This is a genomic window from Streptomyces sp. NPDC048254 (assembly GCF_043201895.1).
Taxonomy (GTDB): domain Bacteria; phylum Actinomycetota; class Actinomycetes; order Streptomycetales; family Streptomycetaceae; genus Streptomyces.
Genome location: NZ_JBICZJ010000026.1, coordinates 20142 through 43454, shown reverse-complemented (window position 1 = coordinate 43454; position 23313 = coordinate 20142). Strand labels below are relative to the sequence as shown.

Annotated in this window: 23 protein-coding genes; 13 read left to right on the top strand and 10 right to left on the bottom strand. The window is 71.1% G+C overall.

Going from position 1 to position 23313, the window contains the following annotated elements; genetic code table 11:
• The first annotated feature begins 17 nt into the window (after positions 1–17).
• The 4 genes from ACGFZQ_RS45950 (at position 18) to ACGFZQ_RS45935 (ending at position 3453) form a co-directional block, all read left to right on the top strand.
• A complete protein-coding gene (locus ACGFZQ_RS45950) occupies positions 18–731 on the top strand; it encodes a VIT family protein (RefSeq protein ID WP_393845502.1) in 714 nt (237 codons plus the stop codon).
• Positions 732–841: 110 nt separating this feature from the next.
• Positions 842–1708 (top strand): sterol desaturase family protein, encoded by an 867-nt coding sequence (locus ACGFZQ_RS45945; RefSeq protein ID WP_393845501.1) that lies wholly within the window; start codon positions 842–844, stop codon positions 1706–1708.
• Positions 1705–2370, top strand: coding sequence for a lysoplasmalogenase (locus tag ACGFZQ_RS45940; protein ID WP_393845500.1), 666 nt, complete (start codon positions 1705–1707; stop codon positions 2368–2370). The genes ACGFZQ_RS45945 and ACGFZQ_RS45940 overlap by 4 nt, the downstream gene beginning before the upstream one ends.
• 36 nt (positions 2371–2406) lie before the next feature.
• The gene (locus ACGFZQ_RS45935) at positions 2407–3453 is read left to right on the top strand and encodes a zinc-dependent alcohol dehydrogenase family protein (protein ID WP_393845499.1); all 1047 of its coding nucleotides are present in this window, start codon (positions 2407–2409) and stop codon (positions 3451–3453) included.
• Between the two features lie 80 nt (positions 3454–3533).
• On the opposite strand, the gene ACGFZQ_RS45930 is transcribed toward ACGFZQ_RS45935, so the two are convergent.
• The 4 genes from ACGFZQ_RS45930 to ACGFZQ_RS45915 all read right to left on the bottom strand — a co-directional run bounded on the left by ACGFZQ_RS45930 (position 3534) and on the right by ACGFZQ_RS45915 (position 9205).
• Complete coding sequence (locus ACGFZQ_RS45930) at positions 3534–4547, bottom strand: CopD family protein (RefSeq protein ID WP_393845498.1); 1014 nt, start codon at positions 4545–4547, stop codon at positions 3534–3536.
• A 105-nt stretch (positions 4548–4652) separates the two neighbouring features.
• A complete protein-coding gene (locus ACGFZQ_RS45925; RefSeq protein WP_393845497.1) occupies positions 4653–6029 on the bottom strand; it encodes a CoA transferase in 1377 nt (458 codons plus the stop codon).
• A gap of 39 nt (positions 6030–6068) precedes the next feature.
• On the bottom strand, positions 6069–7613 hold the full coding sequence (locus tag ACGFZQ_RS45920; RefSeq protein WP_393845496.1) for a S8 family serine peptidase: 1545 nt from the start codon (positions 7611–7613) through the stop codon (positions 6069–6071).
• Positions 7614–7678: 65 nt separating this feature from the next.
• Positions 7679–9205, bottom strand: coding sequence for a S8 family serine peptidase (locus ACGFZQ_RS45915; protein WP_393845495.1), 1527 nt, complete (start codon positions 9203–9205; stop codon positions 7679–7681).
• Between the two features lie 334 nt (positions 9206–9539).
• Between ACGFZQ_RS45915 and ACGFZQ_RS45910 the strand changes: the two genes are divergently transcribed.
• The 3 genes from ACGFZQ_RS45910 (at position 9540) to moaA (ending at position 12656) form a co-directional block, all read left to right on the top strand.
• Positions 9540–9896, top strand: coding sequence for a DUF485 domain-containing protein (locus tag ACGFZQ_RS45910; RefSeq protein WP_351733234.1), 357 nt, complete (start codon positions 9540–9542; stop codon positions 9894–9896).
• Positions 9893–11512, top strand: coding sequence for a cation acetate symporter (locus ACGFZQ_RS45905; protein WP_393845494.1), 1620 nt, complete (start codon positions 9893–9895; stop codon positions 11510–11512). The genes ACGFZQ_RS45910 and ACGFZQ_RS45905 overlap by 4 nt, the downstream gene beginning before the upstream one ends.
• 154 nt (positions 11513–11666) lie before the next feature.
• On the top strand, positions 11667–12656 hold the full coding sequence (gene moaA / locus ACGFZQ_RS45900; protein ID WP_393845493.1) for a GTP 3',8-cyclase MoaA: 990 nt from the start codon (positions 11667–11669) through the stop codon (positions 12654–12656).
• A gap of 30 nt (positions 12657–12686) precedes the next feature.
• On the opposite strand, the gene ACGFZQ_RS45895 is transcribed toward moaA, so the two are convergent.
• A complete protein-coding gene (locus tag ACGFZQ_RS45895) occupies positions 12687–12893 on the bottom strand; it encodes a hypothetical protein (protein WP_351694619.1) in 207 nt (68 codons plus the stop codon).
• A gap of 216 nt (positions 12894–13109) precedes the next feature.
• Complete coding sequence (locus ACGFZQ_RS45890; protein ID WP_382545644.1) at positions 13110–13508, bottom strand: DUF3099 domain-containing protein; 399 nt, start codon at positions 13506–13508, stop codon at positions 13110–13112.
• A 245-nt stretch (positions 13509–13753) separates the two neighbouring features.
• On the opposite strand from ACGFZQ_RS45890, the gene ACGFZQ_RS45885 reads away from it, so the two are divergent.
• Positions 13754–14032, top strand: a complete 279-nt coding sequence (locus tag ACGFZQ_RS45885) for a GlsB/YeaQ/YmgE family stress response membrane protein (protein ID WP_351733247.1) — start codon at positions 13754–13756, stop codon at positions 14030–14032.
• Between the two features lie 55 nt (positions 14033–14087).
• Here the strand turns inward: ACGFZQ_RS45885 and tyrS are convergent, their stop codons facing one another.
• The 3 genes from tyrS to ACGFZQ_RS45870 all read right to left on the bottom strand — a co-directional run bounded on the left by tyrS (position 14088) and on the right by ACGFZQ_RS45870 (position 18421).
• Entirely contained in the window at positions 14088–15356 is a 1269-nt protein-coding gene (tyrS, locus tag ACGFZQ_RS45880; RefSeq protein WP_351733249.1) for a tyrosine--tRNA ligase, read from the bottom strand.
• 78 nt (positions 15357–15434) lie between these two features.
• Positions 15435–16829, bottom strand: a complete 1395-nt coding sequence (locus ACGFZQ_RS45875) for a metallopeptidase TldD-related protein (protein WP_351733252.1) — start codon at positions 16827–16829, stop codon at positions 15435–15437.
• Positions 16826–18421, bottom strand: a complete 1596-nt coding sequence (locus ACGFZQ_RS45870) for a TldD/PmbA family protein (RefSeq protein ID WP_393845492.1) — start codon at positions 18419–18421, stop codon at positions 16826–16828. Before ACGFZQ_RS45870 ends, ACGFZQ_RS45875 begins: the two co-directional genes overlap by 4 nt.
• 197 nt (positions 18422–18618) lie before the next feature.
• Here ACGFZQ_RS45870 and fabG point away from each other — a divergent pair, with 197 nt between their 5' ends.
• The 3 genes from fabG (at position 18619) to ACGFZQ_RS45855 (ending at position 20672) form a co-directional block, all read left to right on the top strand.
• Positions 18619–19338 (top strand): 3-oxoacyl-[acyl-carrier-protein] reductase, encoded by a 720-nt coding sequence (gene fabG, locus ACGFZQ_RS45865; RefSeq protein ID WP_351694607.1) that lies wholly within the window; start codon positions 18619–18621, stop codon positions 19336–19338.
• Positions 19339–19343: 5 nt separating this feature from the next.
• Positions 19344–20111, top strand: coding sequence for an enoyl-ACP reductase FabI (gene fabI / locus ACGFZQ_RS45860; RefSeq protein ID WP_351694605.1), 768 nt, complete (start codon positions 19344–19346; stop codon positions 20109–20111).
• Positions 20112–20321: 210 nt separating this feature from the next.
• A complete protein-coding gene (locus tag ACGFZQ_RS45855) occupies positions 20322–20672 on the top strand; it encodes a hypothetical protein (RefSeq protein ID WP_393845491.1) in 351 nt (116 codons plus the stop codon).
• On the opposite strand, the gene ACGFZQ_RS45850 is transcribed toward ACGFZQ_RS45855, so the two are convergent.
• A complete protein-coding gene (locus tag ACGFZQ_RS45850; protein ID WP_351733259.1) occupies positions 20650–21342 on the bottom strand; it encodes an FCD domain-containing protein in 693 nt (230 codons plus the stop codon). The genes ACGFZQ_RS45855 and ACGFZQ_RS45850 overlap by 23 nt on opposite strands.
• Positions 21343–21434: 92 nt before the next feature.
• Here ACGFZQ_RS45850 and ACGFZQ_RS45845 point away from each other — a divergent pair, with 92 nt between their 5' ends.
• Positions 21435–22736 carry a CynX/NimT family MFS transporter gene (locus ACGFZQ_RS45845; protein WP_393845490.1) on the top strand — a complete coding sequence of 434 codons (1302 nt, stop codon included), beginning with the start codon at positions 21435–21437 and terminating at the stop codon, positions 22734–22736.
• A gap of 292 nt (positions 22737–23028) precedes the next feature.
• On the top strand, positions 23029–23145 hold the full coding sequence (locus ACGFZQ_RS45840; RefSeq protein ID WP_089107830.1) for an SGM_5486 family transporter-associated protein: 117 nt from the start codon (positions 23029–23031) through the stop codon (positions 23143–23145).
• Positions 23146–23313 lie beyond the last annotated feature (168 nt).

The window sequence follows — 23313 nt, the reverse complement described above, 5'->3', positions numbered from 1 at the left end:
GTGCGATCCTCCGTGTCGTGACGGAACAGACGCACGACAACGAGGCCCACGGGGGAGCGCTCGGCTCCCGGCTGAACTGGCTGCGGGCGGCCGTACTGGGGGCCAACGACGGCATCGTGTCGACGGCGGGCATCGTCGTCGGCGTCGCGGGCGCCACCGACGACCGGGGCGCCCTGCTGACGGCGGGCCTGGCGGGGCTGCTCGCCGGGTCGATGTCCATGGCGGCGGGGGAGTACGTGTCGGTGTCCACCCAACGCGACTCGGAACTGGCCGCGCTCGCGCTGGAGAAACGCGAGCTGAAGGAGCAGCCCGAGGCGGAACTGGAGGAGCTGACCGAACTGCTGGAGCGGCGCGGGCTGTCCCGGGAGGTGGCGCGGGAGGCGGCGGTCCAGCTCACCGAGCGGGACGCGCTGAAGGCCCACGCGAGCGTGGAGCTGGGCATCGACCCGGACGAGCTGACCAACCCGTGGAACGCGGCGCTGGCGAGCTTCCTGGCGTTCACGGTCGGGGCGCTGCTGCCGCTGCTGGCGATCGTCCTGCCGCCCGCCGGCTGGCGGCTTCCGGTGACCGTGGGGTCGGTGCTGGCCGCGCTGGTCCTGACGGGATGGAGCAGCGCGCGGCTGGGGGCGGCGGCGGTGGGTCCGGCGATGGTACGGAACATGGCGGGCGGCGCGCTGGCCATGGGCGTCACCTATGCGGCGGGGACCCTGCTGGGGGCGGTGGGGGTCTAGCGGCGGCCCGGCCGTTGGCGGAGATCGCCAACAAGCAAGCGCATACCGCGGGCAATACTTGTGGGTAACAACGTCTAGCCGCAGCCGACCAGCGGTTCTACGGTGCCCCCATGCCGAACCTGCCCGATGTCGTGCTGTGGTCGATACCCGCCTTCGTGCTGCTCACCGTGATCGAGGTGGTCAGCTACCGCATCCATCCCGACGACGACGCCGACGGATACGAGGCCAAGGACGCCGCCACCAGCGTCGGCATGGGGCTCGGGTCGCTCGTCTTCGACTTCGTCTGGAAGATCCCGATCGTCGCGATCTACACGGCGGTCTACGAACTCACCCCGCTGCGCATTCCCGTCCTGTGGTGGACGGTCCCGCTGATGCTGTTCGCGCAGGACTTCTTCTACTACTCGTCCCACCGCGGCCACCACGTCATCCGCGTCCTGTGGGCCTGCCACGTCGTCCACCACTCCAGCAAGAAGTTCAACCTCACCACCGCACTGCGCCAGCCCTGGACCTCGCTGACGGTCTGGCCGTTCTACGTCCCGCTCGTCGCCGTCGGTGTGCACCCGGCCGCGCTCGCCTTCTGTTCCTCCGCGAACCTCGTCTACCAGTTCTGGATCCACACCGAACGCATCGACAAGATGCCCCGGTGGTTCGAGTTCGTGTTCAACACGCCGTCCCACCACCGCGTGCACCACGCCTCCCAGGGCGGCTACCTGGACCGCAACTTCGGTGGGATCCTGATCATCTGGGACCGGTTGTTCGGCTCGTGGGTGCCGGAGGTCGAGCGGCCGGTGTACGGGTTGACCAAGAACATCAACACGTTCAACCCGATCAAGGTGGCCACCCATGAGTACCTGGCCATCGGCAGGGACCTGAAGGCCGCCCGCAGTTGGCGGGAGCGGGCCGGGCGGGTGTTCGGGGGGCCCGGCTGGGCGCCCCCGGCCGCCGTGGAGCAGGCCGAGGAGTCCATGGCCGCGTGAGAGCGTCCCGGGCGCTGCTCGCCGCCTTCGCCCTCGCCGCCGCGGCCGACCTCGGGTGCCTCGCCGCCGGCTTCCACATCGGGCACGTGGTGGCCAAGGTGCTCCTGATGCCGCTGCTCGCCGCCTGGACCGCCCGGGCGGGTGGCCCGCGGCTGCTCGTCGCCGCCCTGCTGTGCGGCTGGGGCGGCGACGTGCTGCTGCTCTCCGACGCCGACCCCGCCTTCATGGCGGGGATGGCCTGCTTCGCCGCCGGACACGTCTGCTACCTCGCGCTGTTCCGCCGCCACGGACCGGCACACGCGCGTGCCGGTGTCCTCGCCGTCGGCTACGCCGCCGCCCTCGTCATCCTGGTCGTCCTGCTGTGGCCGGACCTGCCCGCCGGCCTCCGTGTCCCCGTCGCCGGCTACAGCACCCTGCTCACCGCCATGGCGTACACGGCGGTCACCCGGCTCGGACCGGTCGCCGGGCTCGGCGGCGCGCTCTTCATGCTCTCCGACACCCTCATCGCGACCGGTGTCGCCGACTGGCCGCAGCTGCCCAGGCCCGACTTCTGGATCATGCTGACCTACGTGGCCGGACAGTTCCTGCTGGTCCGGGGCACCCTCGTCGCGCGGCCCGCACCGGCGACGGCGTACCGTGAAGTGCGCCCGACCACCCCCTGAGCGCACCCACGACACCGCACGAGAGGGATCCTCGCCATGCGCGCCACCACCATCCACGCCCCGTACGACATGCGCGTGGAGGACGTGCCCGAGCCGGTGGTGCAACTGCCCACCGACGCCGTCGTACGAGTCCTGCGCGCCTGTATCTGCGGCAGCGACCTGTGGGCCTACCGGGGCGAGGCGGCCCGGCAGCCGGGGCAGCGCATCGGGCACGAGTTCCTGGGCGTCGTCGAGGAGACCGGCTCCGAGGTGGGCACCGTCCGGCGCGGCGACCTCGTGGTGGCCCCCTTCATGTGGTCCGACGGCGTCTGCGACTACTGCCGCGAGGGTCTGACGACGTCCTGCGAGCACGGCGGTTTCTGGGGCTCGGTGGGGTACGACGGCGGCCAGGGCGAGGCCGTGCGCGTCCCGTTCGCCGACGGCACCCTGGTCCAGCTGCCCAAGGACGCGGCCTCCGAAGACCACCTGCTGACCGCCCTGCTGACCCTCTCCGACGTCCTCGGAACCGGCCACCACGCGGCCCTCGGCGCGGGCGCCCGTCCCGGGGCCACGGTCGCCGTCGTCGGGGACGGCGCGGTCGGCCTGTGCGCCGTGCTGGCCGCCAAGCGGCTGGGTGCCGAGCGGATCATCGCGCTGGGCCGGCACGAGGTCCGCACCGACATCGCGCGCCGCTTCGGCGCCACCGACGTCGTCGCCGAGCGCGGGGACGCGGCCGTGGCGGCCGTCCGCGAGCTCACCCGGGGGCAGGGCGCGCACTCCGTCGTGGAGGCCGTGGGCACCGAGCAGTCCATGCGGACGGCCGTCGAGATCACCCGGGACGGCGGCGCGATCGGCTTCGTCGGCGTCCCGCACGGCAGCGGCACCGGTCTGGACCTCTCCGTCATGTTCGACCGGAATATCGCCCTGCGCGGCGGTGTCGCCCCGGTCCGTGCCTACATCCCCGACCTGCTGCCCGACGTCCTCGCCGGCACCATCGACCCCTCGCCGGTCTTCGACCTGACCGTCGGCATCGAGGGCGTGCCCGACGGCTACAAGGCGATGGACGAGCGCACCGCCCTCAAGGTGCTCGTCACCAACGACTGAATCAACGTCCCGGTCAATGGTTGATCAGGTCCACTTGATTGAGCGCACTTGATCGGGGCGACCTGATCACGTCCATCTGATCACGTCCACCTGATCGGCACCGGCAGCGCCGTCAGCACCCCCGACACCGCGACCACCACCCCCAGCACGGCCACCTCGGCCCGCGCGGGGAGGTGCGCGGTGAGCGGGTCGGCCGCCCGGCGCAGCCGGAACCGCGCCCACAGCGCGAGCGCGGCGACAGCGGCGACGAGGACCACCTTGGCGAGCAGGGTGCGCCCGTACGCCGTCGTCGTCAGCTGGTCCAGGATCGTGCCCGCGGGCATCCGCCGCAGCGAACTCCACACGCCCGTCGCGGTGATGGCCGCGAGCAGCACGGCGGCCACGCGCGCGTAGACACCGAGCAGCGCCGCCCCGGCCTCCCTGCCGCGCCACCGGTGCAGCAGGCGCAGCGCGTGCAGCAGACCGCCCGCCCACAGCGTCGCGCAGCTCAGATGCACCAGGGTCAGCGCCGAGCCGAGCAACGGGGTGTGCTCGGGCGCGGGGTGGGCGCGCAGCGCCTCGGCGACGACCACCGCGGCCGGCGGCCACACCTGGAGCGCCGGGCGGCGCGCGCGGGCGCACAGACCGGCCAGCAGAAAGGCGTTGACCTCGATCAGCGCCAACTTGCCGTCACGCGACTGGTACAGGCCGCCCACGTCGACGTCCGCGAGAGAGCGCGGCACCAGGTTGCCCGTCGACACGACCGACGCGAGCCCCAGCGCGGCGACGAAACCGGCGGCAGCCGCGAACACCGCCCAGCTGGACGGCCGTTCGGGCGGCGGGTCCGGCAGCCGGCGGGCCAGCCGGTCCACGAACAGCTCGCCCAACGGCACGCACAGGGCGCCGAACAGCACCCCGCGCAGCAAGGCGATGCCGCCCACCCCCGGCGCCGCGGCCTCCCCGGTGTCGTGCAGGGCGACGGACGGCCCGAGCAGCGGCACCACCAGCGTGCCCAGCGCCACCAGAACCAGGACGGCGACGGCCCGGCCGGCACCGGGGTATCTCGCGGGGCCGTTCGCGTCGGCCGCTTCGGTGGTCGGTCGTGTCGCCGTCACCCCACGATCCTCGCCAGTCATGACAGAACCGGGCAAGTAGCGGAATACAACTGACGGAGCGTCATTCCGCCTCTTCGTGCGTTTCCGGCCGGTCGGGCGGTGCGGTCATGCCCACGTGGCCGGATCCGACCCCCACGGCACCGGCGGTCGCGCCCAGTCGGCCGGGCCGCCCGCGAAGGATACCGGCGGCCGGGCGTACCGCAGCCGCCCCAGCGCGCTGTCCGTCTCGGCGAGCCGGCTGTCCGGCCCCTCGTACGGCTCGCCGCCCTCGGGCCCCGGCTCCGTCTCCGCCGTCAGCCACCGAGCGGTGCGCGCCAGCGCCAGCCGCACGAACCGGCTGCCGCCGTCGTAGGACTGCTCGGTCAGCGCTCGCAGCACGCCCGCCGCCAGCAGATACCCCGTGCCGTGGTCGAGCGCCTGCGCGGGCAGCGCACCCGGCCGCTCCGCCGAGCCCTCGGTCCTCGCGATGCCGGTGGCGACCTGCACCAGGCTGTCGAAGCCACGCCGCCCGGCCCACGGCCCGTACGCACCCCACGCAGACACCTGGGCCACGACCAGCCCCGGCCGCCGTTCGGCCAGCGCCTCGGGGGAGAGCCCGAACCGGTCCAGGGCGCCTGGCCGGTAGCCGGTGACCACGACGTCCGCCGAGGCCAGCAGTTCCTCGAAGACTGCCCGGCCGGTCGTGAGGTCGAGCGTCGCCGACCGTTTTCCGAAGCCCGTGTCGGCGTGCTGGTCGGCGAGCTCGGGCAGCCAGGGCGCGTCCAGGCGCAGGACGTCGGCGCCCAGCAGCCCGAGGGTGCGGGTGGCGACCGGGCCGGCCAGGACCCGGGTCAGGTCCAGGACGCGCAGCCCGGCGGCGGGCAGCAGGGGAGCGGCACCGGCGTCGAGCGGCGGGAGCACGCGCGCGTGGGCCGCGTCCAGACGGCCCCGCTCGACGAGGGGGCGCGCGGCCACCTCGACCGCCTGCTCGTGCGCCGCCCACTCCTCGGGCGAGCGCAGCGCCACGGCGAGCCCGCCGGCGCCGTAGGCCGCGTCCTCCACGTCCCGTGCGGGCAGTCCGGCGATCCGGGACGCGGCTTCCTCCGGCGAGGCGCCCTCCGGCAGTCCCAGCGAGGTCAGCAACCGGGCCTGGTGGTGCGGGTAGTTGGCGTGGGTGCGCACCCATCCGTCCGCCGTGCGCCAGAACCGGGACAGCGGGGCGAACGACACCGGCGCCCGCCCGTCGACCAGCAACTGCCGCTCGCTGGTGAACGCCGCCGCCACGGCCCCGTCGTCGACTCGGACCGCGGGCACCTCCACCGTTCCGGTCCGCCGCGCCCCCAACTCGGCGGCGGCCAGCGCGCACGCTCCGACACATGCGCGTGCGAGCCGTCGTACGGGAAGGCGTGACGGGAGCGTGCCCGCGCGTGCCACGGTCGTGATCCGCGCGGGCAGTGAGGGATCGCCGCCCAGCGCGGACCACGCGTAGTTGATTTCAGTCATGACTGCATCATGCAGTATTGACTGAATCAATATATGCGCCTACCGGGTCACCGCCGCCAGCGCGTCCGCGGTGCCCCAGCCGTAGAAACCGTTGTGGTTCTTCGTGCCCTCGCACACCGCGTCGACCTTGCCGTCGCCGTTGATGTCGTACGGGTCGGTGCACGGTGTGGCGGTCGCCTCGGCGTACAGCAGGGCCTTCACCAGGGCGGGGGAGGCGTGCGGATGGGTTGACTTGATCAATGCCGCGACACCGACGACATGCGGGGTCGCCATCGACGTACCGGCCATGTAGCCCCATTTGCCGCCCGGCAGCGGGCCCAGGATCAGGCCGCTGGTCGCCGGGGGCGCGGGGGCCTGGTACGCGGTCGAGTCGCCGCCGGGCGCGGCGATGTCGATCACCCCGAGGCCGTAGTTGGAGAAGGACGACTTGAGGCCCTTCGCGCCCGTGGCCGCGACGGTGACCACGCCCGGCAGCTGGGTCGGTATGTCGTAGCACTTGTGCGGGTCGATCACCCGGTCGCTGGGCGTGCCGTCGTTCGGCGAGACCGGGTCGGTGATCGAGTCGGAGGCCAGGTCGTAGCTCTCGTTGCCGGCCGCCGCCACGTTGACGGTGCCCTTCTTCTCCGCGAACCGGGAGGCCCGGGTGATGGCGTCGACGAGCGCCTTCTGGTCCGGGTCGTCGGTGCAGTTGAAGTACCAGGGGTCGGTGTAATAGCTGTTGTTGGTGACGTCGATGTGGTGCTCGGCCGCCCACACGAAGCCGCAGACCACGGCCTCCGTGTAGAAGTACCCGGCGGTGGTGGCGACCTTGATGCCCGCCACCTTGACGCCCGGCGCCACACCGGTGATGCCGATCCCGTTCCTGGCACCCGCGATCTCACCCGCCACATGAGTGCCGTGCGGGCTCTCCACGGCGCTGGGCCGCCAGGCCCCGTACGTCGTGTCCGGCTTGCCCGACACGCAGTTGGTGGACTGCGCGGCGGAGAAGTTCGGGGCGATGTCCGGGTGGGTGTCGTCGACGCCGGTGTCGATGACGGCGACGGTGACTTTCGAACTGCCCAGGGTCTTCTCGTGCGCCTTGTCGGCCTTGATGGCGGGCAGGTCCCACTGCAGAGGCTCCAGCGGGTCCTGTCCGTCGGCCGCCTGTGCGTCCGCCTCCGTGACCTGCTCGGAGCTGAGCACCTTGGGCGTGCCGACGTCGGTGGTCGACTGGGCGGGCAGCGGCGCGTTCCGGGTGGCACCGGCCGAGTCCACGCCGGGCACCTTGCGCATGGCCTTGGCGAAGTCGGGGTTGGACGAGTGGACGACGATCACGCCGATCTCGTCGTACGAGATCACCACGGTGCCGCCGGCCCGGCCGATCGCCCGCTGGACGCGCTGCGAGGTGCCGTGCCCGGGGCGGACGTTGACGACATAGCTGAGGGGCGTCGCGTCACTCGCGTCCGTAGCGCCCGTGGCCGTGGCCGTGACCGTGGTGTCGGCGGCGGACGCCGAGACGTTGGGCAGGAACGCCAGGGCCGTGGCCATGGCCATACCGAGCGGGATGGCGAGCGCGCGGCGGTGGCGCGACTGGGGCGCTGTCATGTGGGTGAGCCTCCGGTTCGTTCGCGAAACGAGCATGCCGTGCGGGAAGTCCTGCTGTGAGGTGGTCACTTGACCGCGCGGAGCGCGTTCACGACCCCCGAGCCGTAGAAGCCGTTGACGTGTCTGCCGCCCACGCAGGTGGCGTCCACGACGCCGTCGCCGTCCCCGTCGTAGGGGCCCGCCGGACAGCCCGGGTTGTCCGCCTCGGCCTTCAGCAGCGCCTGGAGCCGGGCCGGGGAGGCGTGCGGGTGGGCCGACTTCAGCAGCGCGGCGACCGCGGCCACGTGCGGGGACGCCATCGAGGTGCCCTGGAGGAAGCCGTACTGGTCGTTCGGCAGGGTGGACAGGATGCGGCCGTTCTGCGACGGCGTGTCCGGGATCTGGTACTTGTCGCCGCCCGGGCCCGCCACGTCGACGACGCCCTGTCCGTAGCTGGAGTAGTAGGACTTGGCGTTGTTGACGCCGACCGCGCTCACGGTGACCACACCGGGCAGCTGGGTCGGCACGTCGAAGCACTCGTGCGGGTCGACCGTACGGGTCGTGGCGGTCGAGTCGTCCGGGCTGGAATCGTCGACGAGGGCGTGCGAGTCGAGGTCGTCGTTCGAGTTGCCCGCCGAGGCCACATTGAGCGTGCCCTTGCTCCGGGCGTACAACTGGGCCCTGTTGACCGCGTCAACGATGGCACGTTGATCCGGGTCGTCCATGCAGTTGTACAGCCATGGATCAACGTAGTAGCTGTTGTTGGTGATCTCCACACCGTGGTCGGCGGCGAACACGAAGGCGCAGACGACACTCTCCGGGTAGAACAGTTGCGTCGAGTCGGGCTGGGCCACGGTGATGCTCGCGACCTTCACCCCCGGTGCCACGCCCGCCACGCCGATGCCGTTGCGGGCGGCGGCTATCTCACCGGCGACATGCGTGCCGTGGTAGTGGTCGGCGTCCACCGGCCGCCAGGCGCCGTACGTCGTGTCGGCCTTGCCGCTCACGCAGTTGGCGGACTGCGCGGCGGAGAAGTTGGGGGCGATGTCCGGGTGGGTGTCGTCGACGCCGGTGTCGATGACGCCGACCGTCACCGACCGGCTCCCCGGGTTGACCGCGGCGGCCTTGTCGGCGCCGATCGTCCGCAGATCCCACTGGTCGGCCTCCAGGGGCTCCTGGCCCGCCGCCGACCTCTTCTCGACCTGCGCGGCCTCCGCCTTCGACAGGACCTGCACGGCCCCCTCGGACGTGGTCCCCGCCGCGCTCAGCGGAGCCGTCCGCGTCGCCCCCGCCGACCGCACCCCGCGCACCGCGCGCATCGCGGCGCCGAAGTCCGGGTTCGCCGAGTGCACGACGATCACGCCGATCCTGTCGTACGACACGACGACCGTGCCGCCGTTGCGGGTGATCGCCCGCTGCACCGACTCGATCGTGCGGTGATCCGTCCTGGTGTTGACGACATAGGCCAGGTTCGGCCCGTCCGCCGCCGGTGTCGCCGAAGCCGTCAGCGGTGCCGCCGAGGCCGCCGCCGGCAGCAGGCCGAGCGAGGCGGTCAGCGACAGGGCAAGCGGTACGGCGAGCGCCAGCGCGCGTCTGGAACGCAGATGAGCCATGGGGTCTCCACATCATCCGGAACATCAACCGAGAGCGGGCCCGCCCGAGCCGTGCGTGCTGCCTGGGCAGGTACATGACGGGTAGTGCAGGGCGAAGCTATCTCCCGCACTCACCGGCCAGCAATGACCGGAGTGGGATCACGCGAACGACTTCCGAAAGAACTCGGGCGAGTTGAACCTGTCCACGCGTGGCGCCGTGACCTTGAGGAGGGAGCCACAGCAGGATCGAGGCCCCCCGTCGGAATCACTTACCGGAGCCGCCGCATCACTCCGGGTAGGTGATCCACATGTCTGTGAGGTCAGAATCCGCATGTCCGTATCGCGAGGAGACTCCGTGGCTACCGAGACACCACCGCCCTCGAAAACGCAGACCCGGCTCCCCTCCAGCGAGGAGTTCACCGAGGTGCAGCAGAGTCCGGAGTTCGCCGAACTGCGGCACTCCCACCGCTCCTTCGCCTTCCCGCTGACCGTCGGCTTCATCGCCTGGTACCTGCTGTACGTCCTGCTCTCCAACTACGCGGGCGACTTCATGGGCACCAAGGTCGTCGGCAACATCAACGTGGCCCTGGTCCTCGGCCTCGCCCAGTTCCTCACCACGTTCCTCATCGCCTGGTGGTACGCGCACCACGCCGCCGCCAAGCTCGACCCCAAGGCCGAGGCCATCAAGTCCCGGATGGAGGGCGGCGCATGAGCCCCGCGATCACCATGGCGGCCGGCGAGGCCAGCGAGCACCGGACGCTGATCATCACCCTGTTCGCGGTGTTCGTCGCCGCGACCCTCGTCATCACCATCTGGGCCGGCCGCCAGACCAAGGACGCCGCCGACTTCTACGCGGGCGGCCGCCAGTTCACCGGCTTCCAGAACGGCCTCGCCGTCTCCGGCGACTACATGTCCGCCGCGTCCTTCCTCGGCATCGCCGGCGCCATCGCCCTCTTCGGCTACGACGGCTTCCTCTACTCCATCGGCTTCCTGGTCGCCTGGCTGGTCGCCCTGCTCCTGGTCGCCGAACCGCTGCGCAACTCCGGCCGCTACACCATGGGCGACGTGCTGGCGTACCGCATGCGCCAGCGCCCGGTCCGCACCGCGGCCGGCACCTCGACGATCGTGGTGTCGATCTTCTACCTGCTGGCCCAGATGGCGGGAGCGGGCGTCCTCGTCTCCCTCCTCCTCGGCATCACCAGTGACGGCGGCAAGATCGCCATCGTCGCCCTGGTCGGCGTCCTGATGATCGTCTACGTCACCATCGGCGGCATGAAGGGCACCACCTGGGTGCAGATGGTCAAAGCCGTGCTGCTCATCGCGGGCGCCCTGCTGCTGACCTTCATGGTCCTGGCCAAGTTCCACTTCAACATCTCCGACCTGCTCGGCAAGGCCGCCGACAACAGCGGCAAGGGCACCGCCTTCCTGGAGCCCGGCCTGAAGTACGGCGCCACCGGCACCAGCAAGCTGGACTTCCTCTCCCTCGGCATCGCCCTGGTCCTCGGCACCGCCGGTCTGCCGCACATCCTGATCCGCTTCTACACCGTGCCCACCGCGAAGGCCGCCCGTAAGTCCGTGCTCTGGGCGATCGGCCTGATCGGCGCCTTCTACCTGATGACCCTCGCCCTCGGCTTCGGCGCCGCCGCGCTGATCAAACCGGACGAGATCATCGCCTCCAACAAGTCGGGCAACACCGCGGCCCCCCTCCTCGCCCTCCATCTGGGCGGCGTCGACTCCAACTGGGGCGCGATCCTGCTGGCCACCATCTCGGCGGTCGCCTTCGCGACGATCCTCGCCGTGGTCGCGGGCCTCACCCTGGCCTCGTCGTCCTCCTTCGCGCACGACATCTACGCCAACGTGATCAAGAAGGGCCAGGCCTCCGAGAAGCAGGAGATCAACGCGGCCCGCTACGCCACCGTCGGCATCGGCGCGGTCTCGATCGTGCTCGGCGCGCTGGCCCGCGACCTCAACGTCGCCGGCCTGGTCGCGCTCGCCTTCGCGGTCGCCGCCTCCGCGAACCTGCCGACCATCCTCTACAGCCTCTTCTGGAAGCGCTTCACCACCGCGGGCGCCCTCTGGTCGATCTACGGCGGCCTGGTCACCGCGGTCGGCCTGGTCCTCTTTTCGCCGGTGGTGTCCGGCAAGGAGACGTCGATGTTCCCCGACGTCGACTTCCACTGGTTCCCGCTGGAGAACCCCGGCATCATCTCGATCCCGGTCGGCTTCCTCCTCGGCGTCGTGGGCACCTACCTCTCCAAGGAGGTCCCGGACGACGCGAAGTACGCGGAACTGGAGGTGCGGTCCCTCACCGGCACCGGAGCGCACTGACCTTCGTACGACTGGCCGCGTCGACGGGATCGTAGGGTCCTACGACGCGGCCGCGTCGTACCTCGTGGCATCGGGCCCCTCGCGATGTCAGCGCGGTCACGTAGGCTCGCAAGTGACGGAAAAGATCCGATCCGTAACGAGGGAGGGGGCCCACGTGCTCATCGATACCTACGGCCGGGTGGCCACCGACCTGAGGGTCTCGCTGACCGACCGGTGCAATCTGCGCTGTACGTACTGCATGCCCGAGGAGGGCCTGCAGTGGCTGACCAAGTCCGACCTGCTCACGGACGACGAGATCGTCCGCCTGATCGACATCGCCGTCCGTCTGCTGGGCATCGAGGAGGTCCGCTTCACCGGCGGCGAGCCCTTGCTGCGCCCCGGCCTGGTCGGCATCGTGGAGCGGGTGGCGGCCCTGGCCCCCCGTCCCCAGATGTCCCTGACGACCAACGGCATCGGCCTGCGGCGCACCGCCACGGCCCTGAAGGCGGCCGGCCTGGACCGGGTCAACGTCTCCCTCGACACCCTCCGCCCGGAGGCCTTCAAGACCCTCACCCGCCGCGACCGCCACCAGGACGTCCTCGACGGCCTTCAGGCAGCCCGCGACGCCGGCCTCACCCCCGTCAAGGTCAACACGGTCCTGATGCCGGGCCTGAACGCGGACGAGGCCCCCGACCTGCTGGCCTGGGCGGTGGAGCACGAGTACGAGCTGCGCTTCATCGAGCAGATGCCGCTGGACGCCCAGCACGGCTGGAAGCGCGACGGCATGGTGACGGCGGGGGACATCCTCGCCTCGCTCCACACCCGCTTCGACCTCACTCCCGAGGACGCGGCCGAGCGCGGTGCCGCCCCGGCGGAGCGCTGGCTGGTGAACGGCGGCCCGTACCGCGTCGGCGTCATCGCCTCGGTCACCCGCCCGTTCTGCGCGGCCTGCGACCGCACCCGTCTCACGGCCGACGGCCAGATACGCAACTGCCTGTTCGCCAGGGAGGAGACGGACCTGCGCGGCGCACTGCGCTCGGGCGGATCCGACGAGGAGATCGCCCGCATCTGGCGACTGGCGATGTGGGGGAAGAAGGCGGGGGCGGGCCTGGACGACCCGTCGTTCGTGCAGCCGGACCGGCCGATGTCCGCGATCGGGGGCTAGCGGCCGCCCGGCGGCCGCTCTACCGGAGCCCTACTGGGACGGATCCCACTCCTTCAACAACACGACGTCCTTCAAGAACCCCCGCACGCTCAGGAACTGCGAGAGGTGCTCCCGGTGCTCCTCACACGCGAGCCAGGTCTTCCGCCGCTCCGGCGTGTGGATCTTCGGGTTGTTCCACGCCAGCACCCACACGGCGTCGGCCCGGCAGCCCTTCGCTGAACAGATAACGTCACTCACTGCTTCGTCCTGCAAGAAGCCCCGCAAACAAGGCGACGCCGAGCAGCCACGGGGGGAGCTGCCCGGCGTCGGTCCGTCGCTCCGACGGGGGATGCGGAGCGCGTACGCAGTATGTCACGGGTCACCCGCCGCCCGGCACCGGAACTGCACGATTGATCTGAGCTTTTCCTGAGCTTTGTACGTGGCAGCCGTCCGCCTACGCCGCATCCCCGATGCTCAGACCGGCCCCGGCTGCTCGTCGCGCACCCCGGCCGCCGGATCCGCCACCGCGTCCTCCGGGACGGACTCCATATGCGGGTCCTCAGCGCGCGGCGGCGCGATCATCAGCCGGGTCGGCGCGACACCGAACGTCGACGGGAGCGAGGGCGGACGCTCCCGGCCCGCGTTGGCGATGACCACCGCGACATAGGGGAGCAGCGCCCCCAGCACCAACGCCACGACGGCGACATACCGTTCGACGTTCCACAACGCGACCGCGAGGATCACCGACATGGTCCGGACGGTCATCGAGATGACATACCGCCGCTGCCGGCCACGCACGTCCTCCGCAAGGCCGGTGCGGGCCCCGGTGATCCGGAACACCTGGACGCTGCCGCCGCCGCGCTGCTTCCGCATCACATTCCACCATCCGCCCGCATCGGACTCTCCCCGGCCCGTACCCTGTCCGCCCCCGTACGGGGAACCGGGCCGGGACGCCTCTTACGTTACGCCGCGCCTGCGCCGCCTTCGAGACCGGGTCGCCCTCCCGCCTGCGTGAACGTCCTGCGCCGTACCGCGTACGGGCGTACCGACATGCGCCGTACGGCGTACGGGCCGAAACTTGGCGTAATGCTCACGTCGAGCCGTACGAGGAGGCAGCCATGGGCTGGTTGTGGGCGATCATCGTGGGATTCGTGCTGGGCCTGATCGCGAAGGCGGTCATCCCGGGCAAGCAGCACAGCCCGCTCTGGCTGACGACCATCTTCGGCATGCTGGGCGCGATCGCCGGCAACGCGATCGCCCGCGCGGTGGGCGTGGCGGAGACGAGGGGCATCGACTGGAGCCGCCACATCTTCCAGCTGGTCGCCGCGATCATCATCGTCTTCCTGGGCGACATGCTCTACATGGCAACGCTGGGCAAGCGAAAGCAGCGGGTCTGAAGCGACCCGTGAGGGGCGCGGGGCTGTGTGGAAGCACCCGCACCCCTCATGGCGCCTACGAACCGACGACCTCCACAGCCGCCAGATTCTTCTTCCCCCTCCGCAACACCAGCCACCGCCCGTGCAGCAACTCGTCCGCGACGGGTACCGCGTCCTCGGCGGTCACCTTGACGTTGTTCACGTAGGCCCCGCCCTCCTTCACGGTCCGCCGGGCGGCGGACTTGCTCGCCACCAGCCCGACCTCGGCGAACAGGTCGACCACCGGCCCCAGTTCGGCGACCTGGATGTGCGGCACCTCGGAGAGCGACGCGGCCAGAGTCCTCTCGTCCAGCTCCGCCAGCTCCCCCTGCCCGAAGAGGGCACGGCTCGCGGCGATCACCGCGGCCGTCTGGTCGGCGCCGTGCACCAGCGTCGTCAGCTCCTCGGCCAGCGCCCGCTGGGCAGCCCGCGCCTGCGGACGCTCCTCGGTCTGCTTCTCCAGGTCCTCGATCTCGTCGTGCGACCTGAAACTGAAGATCCGCAGGAACTTGGAGACGTCCCGGTCGTCCGCGTTCAGCCAGAACTGGTAGAAGGCGTACGGCGTGGTCATCTCCGGGTCGAGCCAGACCGTGCCGGACTCCGTCTTGCCGAACTTGGTGCCGTCGGCCTTGGTGATCAGCGGCGTGCCCAGCGCGTGGACCACGGCGTCGGGCTCGACCTTGTGGATCAGGTCGGTACCCGAGGTGAGGTTGCCCCACTGGTCGCTGCCGCCGGTCTGCAGCGTGCAGCCGTACCGCCGGTACAGCTCCAGGAAGTCCATGCCCTGGAGGATCTGGTAGCTGAACTCGGTGTAGCTGATGCCCTCCTGGGACTCCAGCCGCCGGGCGACGGCCTCCTTCGCGATCATCTTGTTCACGCGGAAGTGCTTGCCGATGTCCCGCAGGAACTCGATGGCCGACAGGCCCTGCGTCCAGTCCAGGTTGTTGACCATGACCGCCGCGTTCGGCCCCTCGAAGTCCAGCAGCGGGGCGATCTGCGCGCGCAGCCGCTCGACCCACTCGGCGACGGTCTCGGGCGCGTTCAGCGTGCGCTCGGCATTCGGCTTCGGGTCGCCGATCAGGCCCGTGGCACCCCCGACCAGGCCCAGCGGGCGGTTGCCCGCCTGCTGGATCCGGCGCATCGTCAGGATCTGCACGAGGTTGCCGAGGTGCAGGCTGGGCGCGGTCGGGTCGAAGCCGCAATAGAACGTGACAGGACCGTCCGCGAACGCCTTGCGCAATGCGTCCTCGTCCGTGGAGAGGGCGATGAGCCCCCGCCACTTCAGCTCGTCGACGATGTCCGTCACGGTTCTCGTATCTCCTTGGGCGATCTCGGATGATCTATGGATGATCTCGGGGCAGTCGTGCGACCACCGGCTACGAGGTTATACGCCCTGACTGACAGAGCTCATATTGAAGTCGGGCACGCGCAGCGCGGGCATCGCAGCCCTAGTGAACCAGTCGCTCCACTCCCTCGGCAGCGTCTTTTCCGTGCGCCCGGCCTCCGTGGCCCGCCCCAGCAGGTCCACCGGCGACTCGTTGAACCGGAAGTTGTTCACCTGCCCGGTGACCTGGCCGTTCTCCACCAGGTACACGCCGTCCCGGGTCAGGCCGGTGAGCAGCAGCGTCGCCGGGTCGACCTCGCGGATGTACCAGAGGCAGGTCAGCAGCAACCCGCGCTCGGTGGCCGCGACCATGTCCTCCAGGGAGCGGTCCTGCCCGCCGTCCAGGATCAGGTTCCCGCCCGCCGGGGCGACCGGCAGCCCGGTCAGGCCCGCCGTGTGCCGGGTGGTGGCCAGGTGCTTCAGCTCGCCGCCCGCGACCCACTCGGTGGCGGCGAGCGGCAGCCCGTTGTCGAAGACCGACTGGTCACCGCCGGAGGAGTGCGCCACGACGAACGGCGCGGACTCCAGGCCCGGCTCGTTCGGGTCGCTGCGCAGGGTCAGCGGCAGGTCGGTCAGCCGCTCGCCGACGCGGGTGCCGCCGCCCGGCTTGGAGAACACCGTCCGACCCTCGGCCGCGTCCCGCCCGGACGCCGACCACAGCTGGTAGATCAGCAGGTCGGCCACGGCGGTCGGCGGCAGCAGCGTCTCGTACCGGCCGGCCGGCAGGTCCACGCGCCGCTCGGCCCAGCCGAGCCGTACGGCCAGCTCGGCGTCGAGCGCGCCCGGGTCGACGTCCTTGAAGTCCCGCGTGGACCGCCCGGCCCAGGCCGACCGGGTACGGTCCGGCGACTTGGCGTTCAGCTCCAGGGTGCCGGTGGGCTGGTCGTGGCGCAGCCGCAGTCCGGTCGAGGTGCCCACGTACGTCGAGACCAGCTCGTGGTTGGCGAAGCCGTACAGCTCGCGGCCACCGGCACGCGCGCGTGCGAAGGCCTCGCCGAGCGCCGGGGCGAAGTCGGCGAACACGGCGGAGGAGGTCTCGGTGGGCGCGTCCGTGAAGTCCGGCGCCTCCGGTACGCCGCTGACCAGCGGCTGCGCGTCCTCGGCGGGACCGGCGCCGCGCGCGGCGGCCTCGGCGGCCCGCACCAGCGGCTCCAGGTCGTCGGCGGTCACCGCCGACCGGGACACGACACCCGAGGCCGTGCCCTCCTTGCCGTCGACGGTCGCGATGACGGTGAGCGAACGGCCGCGCGTGACGCCGTTCGTGGTGAGCGCGTTGCCGGCCCAGCGCAGGTTGGCGGTGGAGTGCTCGTCGGCGATGACCACACAGCCGTCGGCCCGGGAGAGCTCCAGGGCCCGCTCGACGATCTCGTGCGGCTTGTTGTCACGGGCGCTCATCGACCGGCCTCCTGCGTGGTGTTGAGGATGTTGACGCCCTTGAAGAGGGCCGAGGGGCAGCCGTGGGACACGGCGGCGACCTGTCCCGGCTGGGCCTTGCCGCAGTTGAAGGCGCCGCCCAGGACGTAGGTCCCCGGGCCGCCGACGGCCGCCATGGAGCCCCAGAAGTCGGTGGTCGTCGCCTGGTAGGCGACATCCCGGAGCTGCCCGGTGATCCGCCCGTTCTCGATCCTGAAGAACCGCTGGCCGGTGAACTGGAAGTTGTAGCGCTGCATGTCGATCGACCAGGAACGGTCACCGACGACGTAGATCCCGCGGTCGACCCCGCCGATCAGGTCCTCCGTCGAGAGACCGCCCGGGTCGGGCTGGAGCGAGACGTTGGCCATGCGCTGCACGGGCACATGCCCGGGGGAGTCGGCGTACGCGCATCCGTTGGAGCGCTCGAAACCGGTGAGCTTCGCGATCCTGCGGTCCAGCTGGTAGCCGACCAGCGTGCCGTCCTTCACCAGGTCCCAGGACTGGGCCTCGACGCCCTCGTCGTCGTAGCCGACGGTGGCCAGGCCGTGCTCGGCGGTGCGGTCGCCGGTGACGTTCATCAGCTCGGAGCCGTACCTGAGCTTGCCGAGCTGGTCGAAGGTGGCGAACGAGGTGCCGGCGTAGGCGGCCTCGTAGCCGAGCGCGCGGTCCAGCTCGGTGGCGTGGCCGATGGACTCGTGGATGGTCAGCCACAGGTTGGACGGGTCGACCACCAGGTCGTACAGCCCCGCCTCCACGCTCGGCGCCCGCATCTTCTCGGCGAGCAGCTCCGGGATCTGCTCCAGTTCGGCGTCCCAGTCCCAGCCGGTGCCGGTGAGGTACTCCCAGCCGCGGCCGGCCGGCGGCGCGATGGTCCGCATCGAGTCGAACTCGCCGCTCGACTCGTCCACCGACACGGCGGTCAGCTGCGGGTGCAGCCGCACCCGCTGCTGGGTGGTCACGGTCCCCGCCGTGTCGGCATAGAACTTGTTCTCGTGCACGGTGAGCAGCGACGCGTCGACATGGTTGACGCCGTTCGCCGCCAGCAGCCGGGCGCTCCAGTCCGCGAGCAGCGCGGCCTTCTCCTCGTCGGGCACCGTGAACGGATCGATCTCGTACGACGAGATCCACGTCCGCTCCGCGTGCACCGGCTCGTCGGCCAGCTCGACCCTCCCCCACTGCCCGAAAGGCGTGGGAGGTGCCCCCACGTCGGACCCGGCGGCCTTGATCACCTGTGCCGAGAGCTTGGCCATCGCCACCGCCTGGGAGGCGACCTTGGCGGCCGCGTCCAGGGTCAGGTCCACCCCGGAGGCGAAGCCCCAGGTACCGCCGTGCACGACCCGGACCGCGTAGCCGAGGTCGGTGGTGTCCGACGATCCGGCGGGCTTGGCGTCCCTGAGCCTCCAGGACGCGCTGCGCACCCGCTCGAACCGGAAGTCCGCGTGCTGGGCCCCCAGCGCACGCGCGCGCGCCAGCGCGGCGTCGGCCAGGGCCCGTAGCGGAAGCGCCGTGAAGGCTTCGTCGATGGAATGAGGCACGGAGGTCTCCCTGCTGTCGTGGCCTGTCCGTCCGATCATGTCGCGCCCGCGGGTGTACGGACCACAGGTTTCGGCCCGGTGCCGGGCCTTTCTGTAGGGATCCGACAGCGACACCCCCGAGCCACTGTCGGTGCCCGCTTGCTCGCGGTGATGGCGGGACCGATAGGTTTTCGATGAAGCCGCCTGTCGTGCCAGCTGTTCCGGCGGGCGGTCAGACCGAACGAAAGGGTGATCCGTTGAGCCGCTCGGTTCTCGTCACTGGAGGCAACCGGGGCATCGGCCTCGCCATCGCCCGTGCTTTCGCCGACAACGGCGACAAGGTTGCCATCACGTACCGCTCGGGCGAGCCGCCGGCCGTCCTCAAGGAGTTGGGCTGCCTCGCCGTCAAGTGCGACATCACCGACTCCGAGCAGGTGGAGCAGGCCTACAAGGAGATCGAGGACGCCCACGGCCCGGTCGAGGTCCTGATCGCCAACGCCGGCATCACCAAGGACACGCTTCTGATGCGTATGTCCGAGGAGGACTTCACCTCGGTCGTCGACACCAACCTCACCGGCACCTTCCGCGTGGTCAAGCGCGCCAACCGGGGCATGCTGCGCGCCAAGAAGGGCCGTGTCGTCCTCATCTCGTCGGTCGTCGGCCTCTACGGTGGTCCCGGTCAGGCCAACTACGCCGCCTCCAAGGCCGCGCTGGTCGGCTTCGCGCGTTCCCTCGCCCGTGAGCTGGGCTCGCGCAACATCACCTTCAACGTCGTCGCGCCCGGCTTCGTCGACACCGACATGACCAAGGTGCTCACCGACGAGCAGCGCGCCACCATCGTGTCGCAGGTGCCGCTCGGCCGGTACGCGGAGCCCGAGGAGGTCGCCGCGACGGTGCGGTTCCTCGCCTCGGACGACGCCTCGTACATCACTGGAGCCGTCATCCCCGTTGACGGCGGACTGGGAATGGGTCACTGATCACCATGAGTGGAATCCTTGAGGGCAAGCGCATCCTGATCACGGGTGTGCTGACGGAGTCCTCCATCGCCTTCCACGCGGCCAAGCTGGCCCAGGAGCAGGGCGCCGAGATCATCCTCACCGCGTTCCCGCGGCCCACGCTGACCGAGCGCATCGCCAAGAAGCTCCCCAAGCCGACCAAGGTCATCGAGCTCGACGTGACGAACGATGAGCACCTCGGCCGCCTTGCCGACCTCGTCGGTGAGGAGCTCGGCGGGCTCGACGGTGTCGTGCACTCCATCGGCTTCGCCCCCCAGGACGCGCTCGGCGGCAACTTCCTCAACACGCCCTTCGAGTCCGTCGCCACCGCCATGCACGTCTCGGCGTACTCCCTGAAGTCGCTGACCATGGCCTGCCTGCCGCTGATGCAGAACGGCGGCTCGGTCGTCGGTCTCACCTTCGACGCCCAGTACGCCTGGCCGCAGTACGACTGGATGGGCCCGGCCAAGGCCGCCCTGGAGGCCACCAGCCGCTACCTCGCACGTGACCTGGGCAAGCAGAACATCCGCTGCAACCTCGTCTCCGCGGGCCCGCTCGGCTCCATGGCCGCCAAGTCCATCCCGGGCTTCACCGAGCTGGCCTCGGTCTGGGACCACCGCTCGCCCCTGGAGTGGGACCTCAAGGATCCCGAGCCGGCCGGCAAGGGCATCGTCGCCCTGCTGAGCGACTGGTTCCCGAAGACCACCGGCGAGATCGTCCACGTGGACGGCGGTCTGCACGCCATCGGCGCCTGACCCGTACGGGCACCATCCGTACAGGCACCATCCGTACGGACATCATCGGCACGGATTTTCCGAGGCCCGCATCCCGTGAGGGGCGCGGGCCTCACCCGTTCGGCCCACCGGCCGGGCCCTCGTCGCCCGGGCGGCGCACCCTGGGGATACGCGTCGGATTACACGTTCACCGCGCGATTCCCTCCCCAGCCCGGCCGAGGAGGTCCCCTTGTGCGCCTGTCCCGCAGCCTGGCCCCAGTGACCGTGGCCCTCGCCCTCGTGCTGGCCCTGCCGTACGACGCCGTGTCCCACGCGCGCGTGCCCGGCGGTCACCAGCCGGCCCCGCAGCTGTTCGGCGCGTCGTGCCGGTCGACCGTCCGCGGCTCCCATGTGGTGGCCTACTGCCACAACCCCTATGTGGACACCGACCGGGTACGGCTGCACATCGAGTGTGCCGAGTGGTGGGACATCGACACCGACGGCTCCCCGGTCGACACCGGGCCCGCGATGACCGTACGGCTCACCGGCCGCTGCTGGCAGGACGTCCGCTCGGTGTGGATCAGTCACCAGAAGGCGAGCTGAACCTGCCCGGACGGCACAGGTACGGGTAGCTGGCCGCCTCCTTGGCGGCCGCGTCCGCGTCGCCCGCGCGGATCGCGTCGACCAGACGGGCATGGTCCATGTACGTCTCCGGCGTCAGCTCGGCGCCGACGTCCGCGCGGAGCCAGTCCCGCAGCACCTCGCCCAGGTCGGCGTACATCGCCGTCATCACGTCGTTGTGGGAGGCGGCCACGACGGCCAGGTGGAAGGTCGCGTCCGCCGTCACGAAGGCCTCCGCCTCACCCGACTCCCAGGCCCGCTCGCGGTGCGCCAGGATCGCGTCGAGCTGCCTGAGGTCCTTCTCCGTGCGCCGAGCCGCGGCCAGCCGGGCCGCCGACGACTCCAGCGTGGAACGCAGCTCGGCGATGTGCCGGGGGTCGGCCCCGGCGAACCGGCGGTGCATCACACCGGCCAGCTCACTGGTCGCCACGACGTACGTGCCGGAGCCCTGCCGGATGTCCAGCAGGCCGTTGTGCGCCAGCGCGCGGACGGCCTCCCGGACGGTGTTGCGGGCCACCCCGAGCTGCTCGACCAGCTCCGGCTCGGTGGGGATGCGCGAGCCCACCGGCCACTCGCCGGAGGCGATCTGGTTCCGCAGCTCGGCGATGACCTGCTCGGACAGCGCCGAGCGGCGCGGGTGGCTCAGAGGCATGACACACCTTCGCACGCGAGGGCCGGGAGAGGACGGCGGGGTCAGCCGTGGTCCTGCGCCCGGGACTGGACAACCAATCATCCCATGATTCTATGATGGGCGTCATGGGAGCCGAGGACACCGCCACGACGACATCCACGACAGCACGTCCGACGGAACCCGGCGGCGGTCCGGCGAACGGCACGCGCGCGTGGACGACACGGCTGTTCGTCGTCGGCATCCTGCTGGCGGCCGTCAACCTCCGGCCCGCCATCACCAGCCTCGGCGCGCTCCTGGAGGAGGTTCGCGACGGGCTCGGCATGAGCGGCAGCGTGGCCGGACTGCTCACCTCCGTACCGCCGCTCTGCTTCGCCGTCTTCGGTGTCATGGCCCCCCGCCTGGCCCGCCGCTTCGGCCCGCCGGCGGTGGTCTGCGCCGGCATGGTCGCCATCACGGCCGGCCTGCTGATACGCCCGTACGTCGGCGGCACCGCGGGATTCCTGGCCGGCAGCGCGCTCGCGCTCATGGGCATCGCGGTCAGCAACGTGCTGATGCCGGTCCTCGTCAAGCGCTGGTTCCCCGACCGGGTCGGCTCCATGACCGGCCTGTACTCGATGGCCCTCGCCGCCGGCACCTCGATCGCCGCCGCGGTGACCGTGCCCGTGACCGACGCGCTGGGCGGCGGCTGGCAGTCCGGGCTCGGGGTGTGGGCGGGGCTGGCGGCGGTCGCGGTGCTGCCGTGGCTTCCGCTGGTGCGGGACCGGGGACCGGCGCCGGCGCCCGTGGCCGAGGCACGCGCGCGTGCGGACCGGCAGCCGCCCGCCCTGCGGATCACCCGCAGCCGTACCGCTTGGGCGCTCGCCGTGTTCTTCGGGCTCCAGGCCACCGCCGCCTACATCACGATGGGCTGGATGGCGCAGATCTTCCGGGACGCGGGCGTGCCCGCGGGCACCGCCGGACTGCTGCTGGCCGTCACCATGGTGATGGGCGTACCGCTGGCCTTCGTCATCCCGCGGGTGGCCACCCGGCTGCCGCAGCAGGGCCCGATCGTGATCGCGCTCGGCGTCTGCGGCCTCGCGGGATACGCCGGCCTGTGGGCCGCCCCCGCCGGCGGTGCCTGGGCCTGGGCCCTGCTGCTCGGCGTCTCGAACTGTGCCTTCCCGCTGGCCCTCACCATGGTCGGGATGCGGACCCGGACCGGCGCGGGCGTCGTACAGCTCTCCGCCTTCGCCCAGAGCGTCGGCTACCTCATCTCCATCCCGGGCCCGCTGCTGGTAGGCGTGCTCTACCAGCACAGCGGCGGCTGGGGCCTGCCGATCGCCCTCATGGCCGGCCTGATGATCCCGCAGATGGCCGTCGGCGTCCTGGCGGGCCGCGACCGCACGGTCGAGGACGAGGCGGCGACGGCCGGCTGAGGCAGAGGCCGATACCGACTGGCCGTAGCCGGACGATGCCGAGGCCGACCGGCCAAAGCTGGCTGACGCTGACGCTGATACCGACGCCGTCGCATACCGACCGCCCGCGGTCGGCTGATGCGGACGTGGCCCGCCAGGGTGCCGCCCCGGTCCCGTCGCGCCCGGTCCCGTCGCGCCCGGTCCTGTCGGCGTCCGGGCCGCCTGTTGCGTCCAGGCGGCGTTTTGCGTTCCGGCGGCGTGTTGTGGCCACCCCGCCCGATCCGTCCCCTTCGAGGGGTGCCAGACTGGTCGCATGCCAGTGCTCGACCCGAACCCCCAGAACGGTCAGAAGAAGATGCTGATCGTCTTCGGCTCGTTCTTCGCCATCTTCATCGTCATCGCCGTCATCGCGACCCTCGCGTCACCCTGACCACCGCCCCCGCGGTCGATGGTGGGGCTAGCACCACCATCCCCTAGGGGGTGAGGGTCAGGGTCAAGTGGGTGGATCACCGGATGGGTTGACGGCCGCGGATTCCGTAATTTCGAGTTGTGGCCGCGAGAGGTGGTCACCGAAGCCCGGAGACCAGCGGAGGCGACC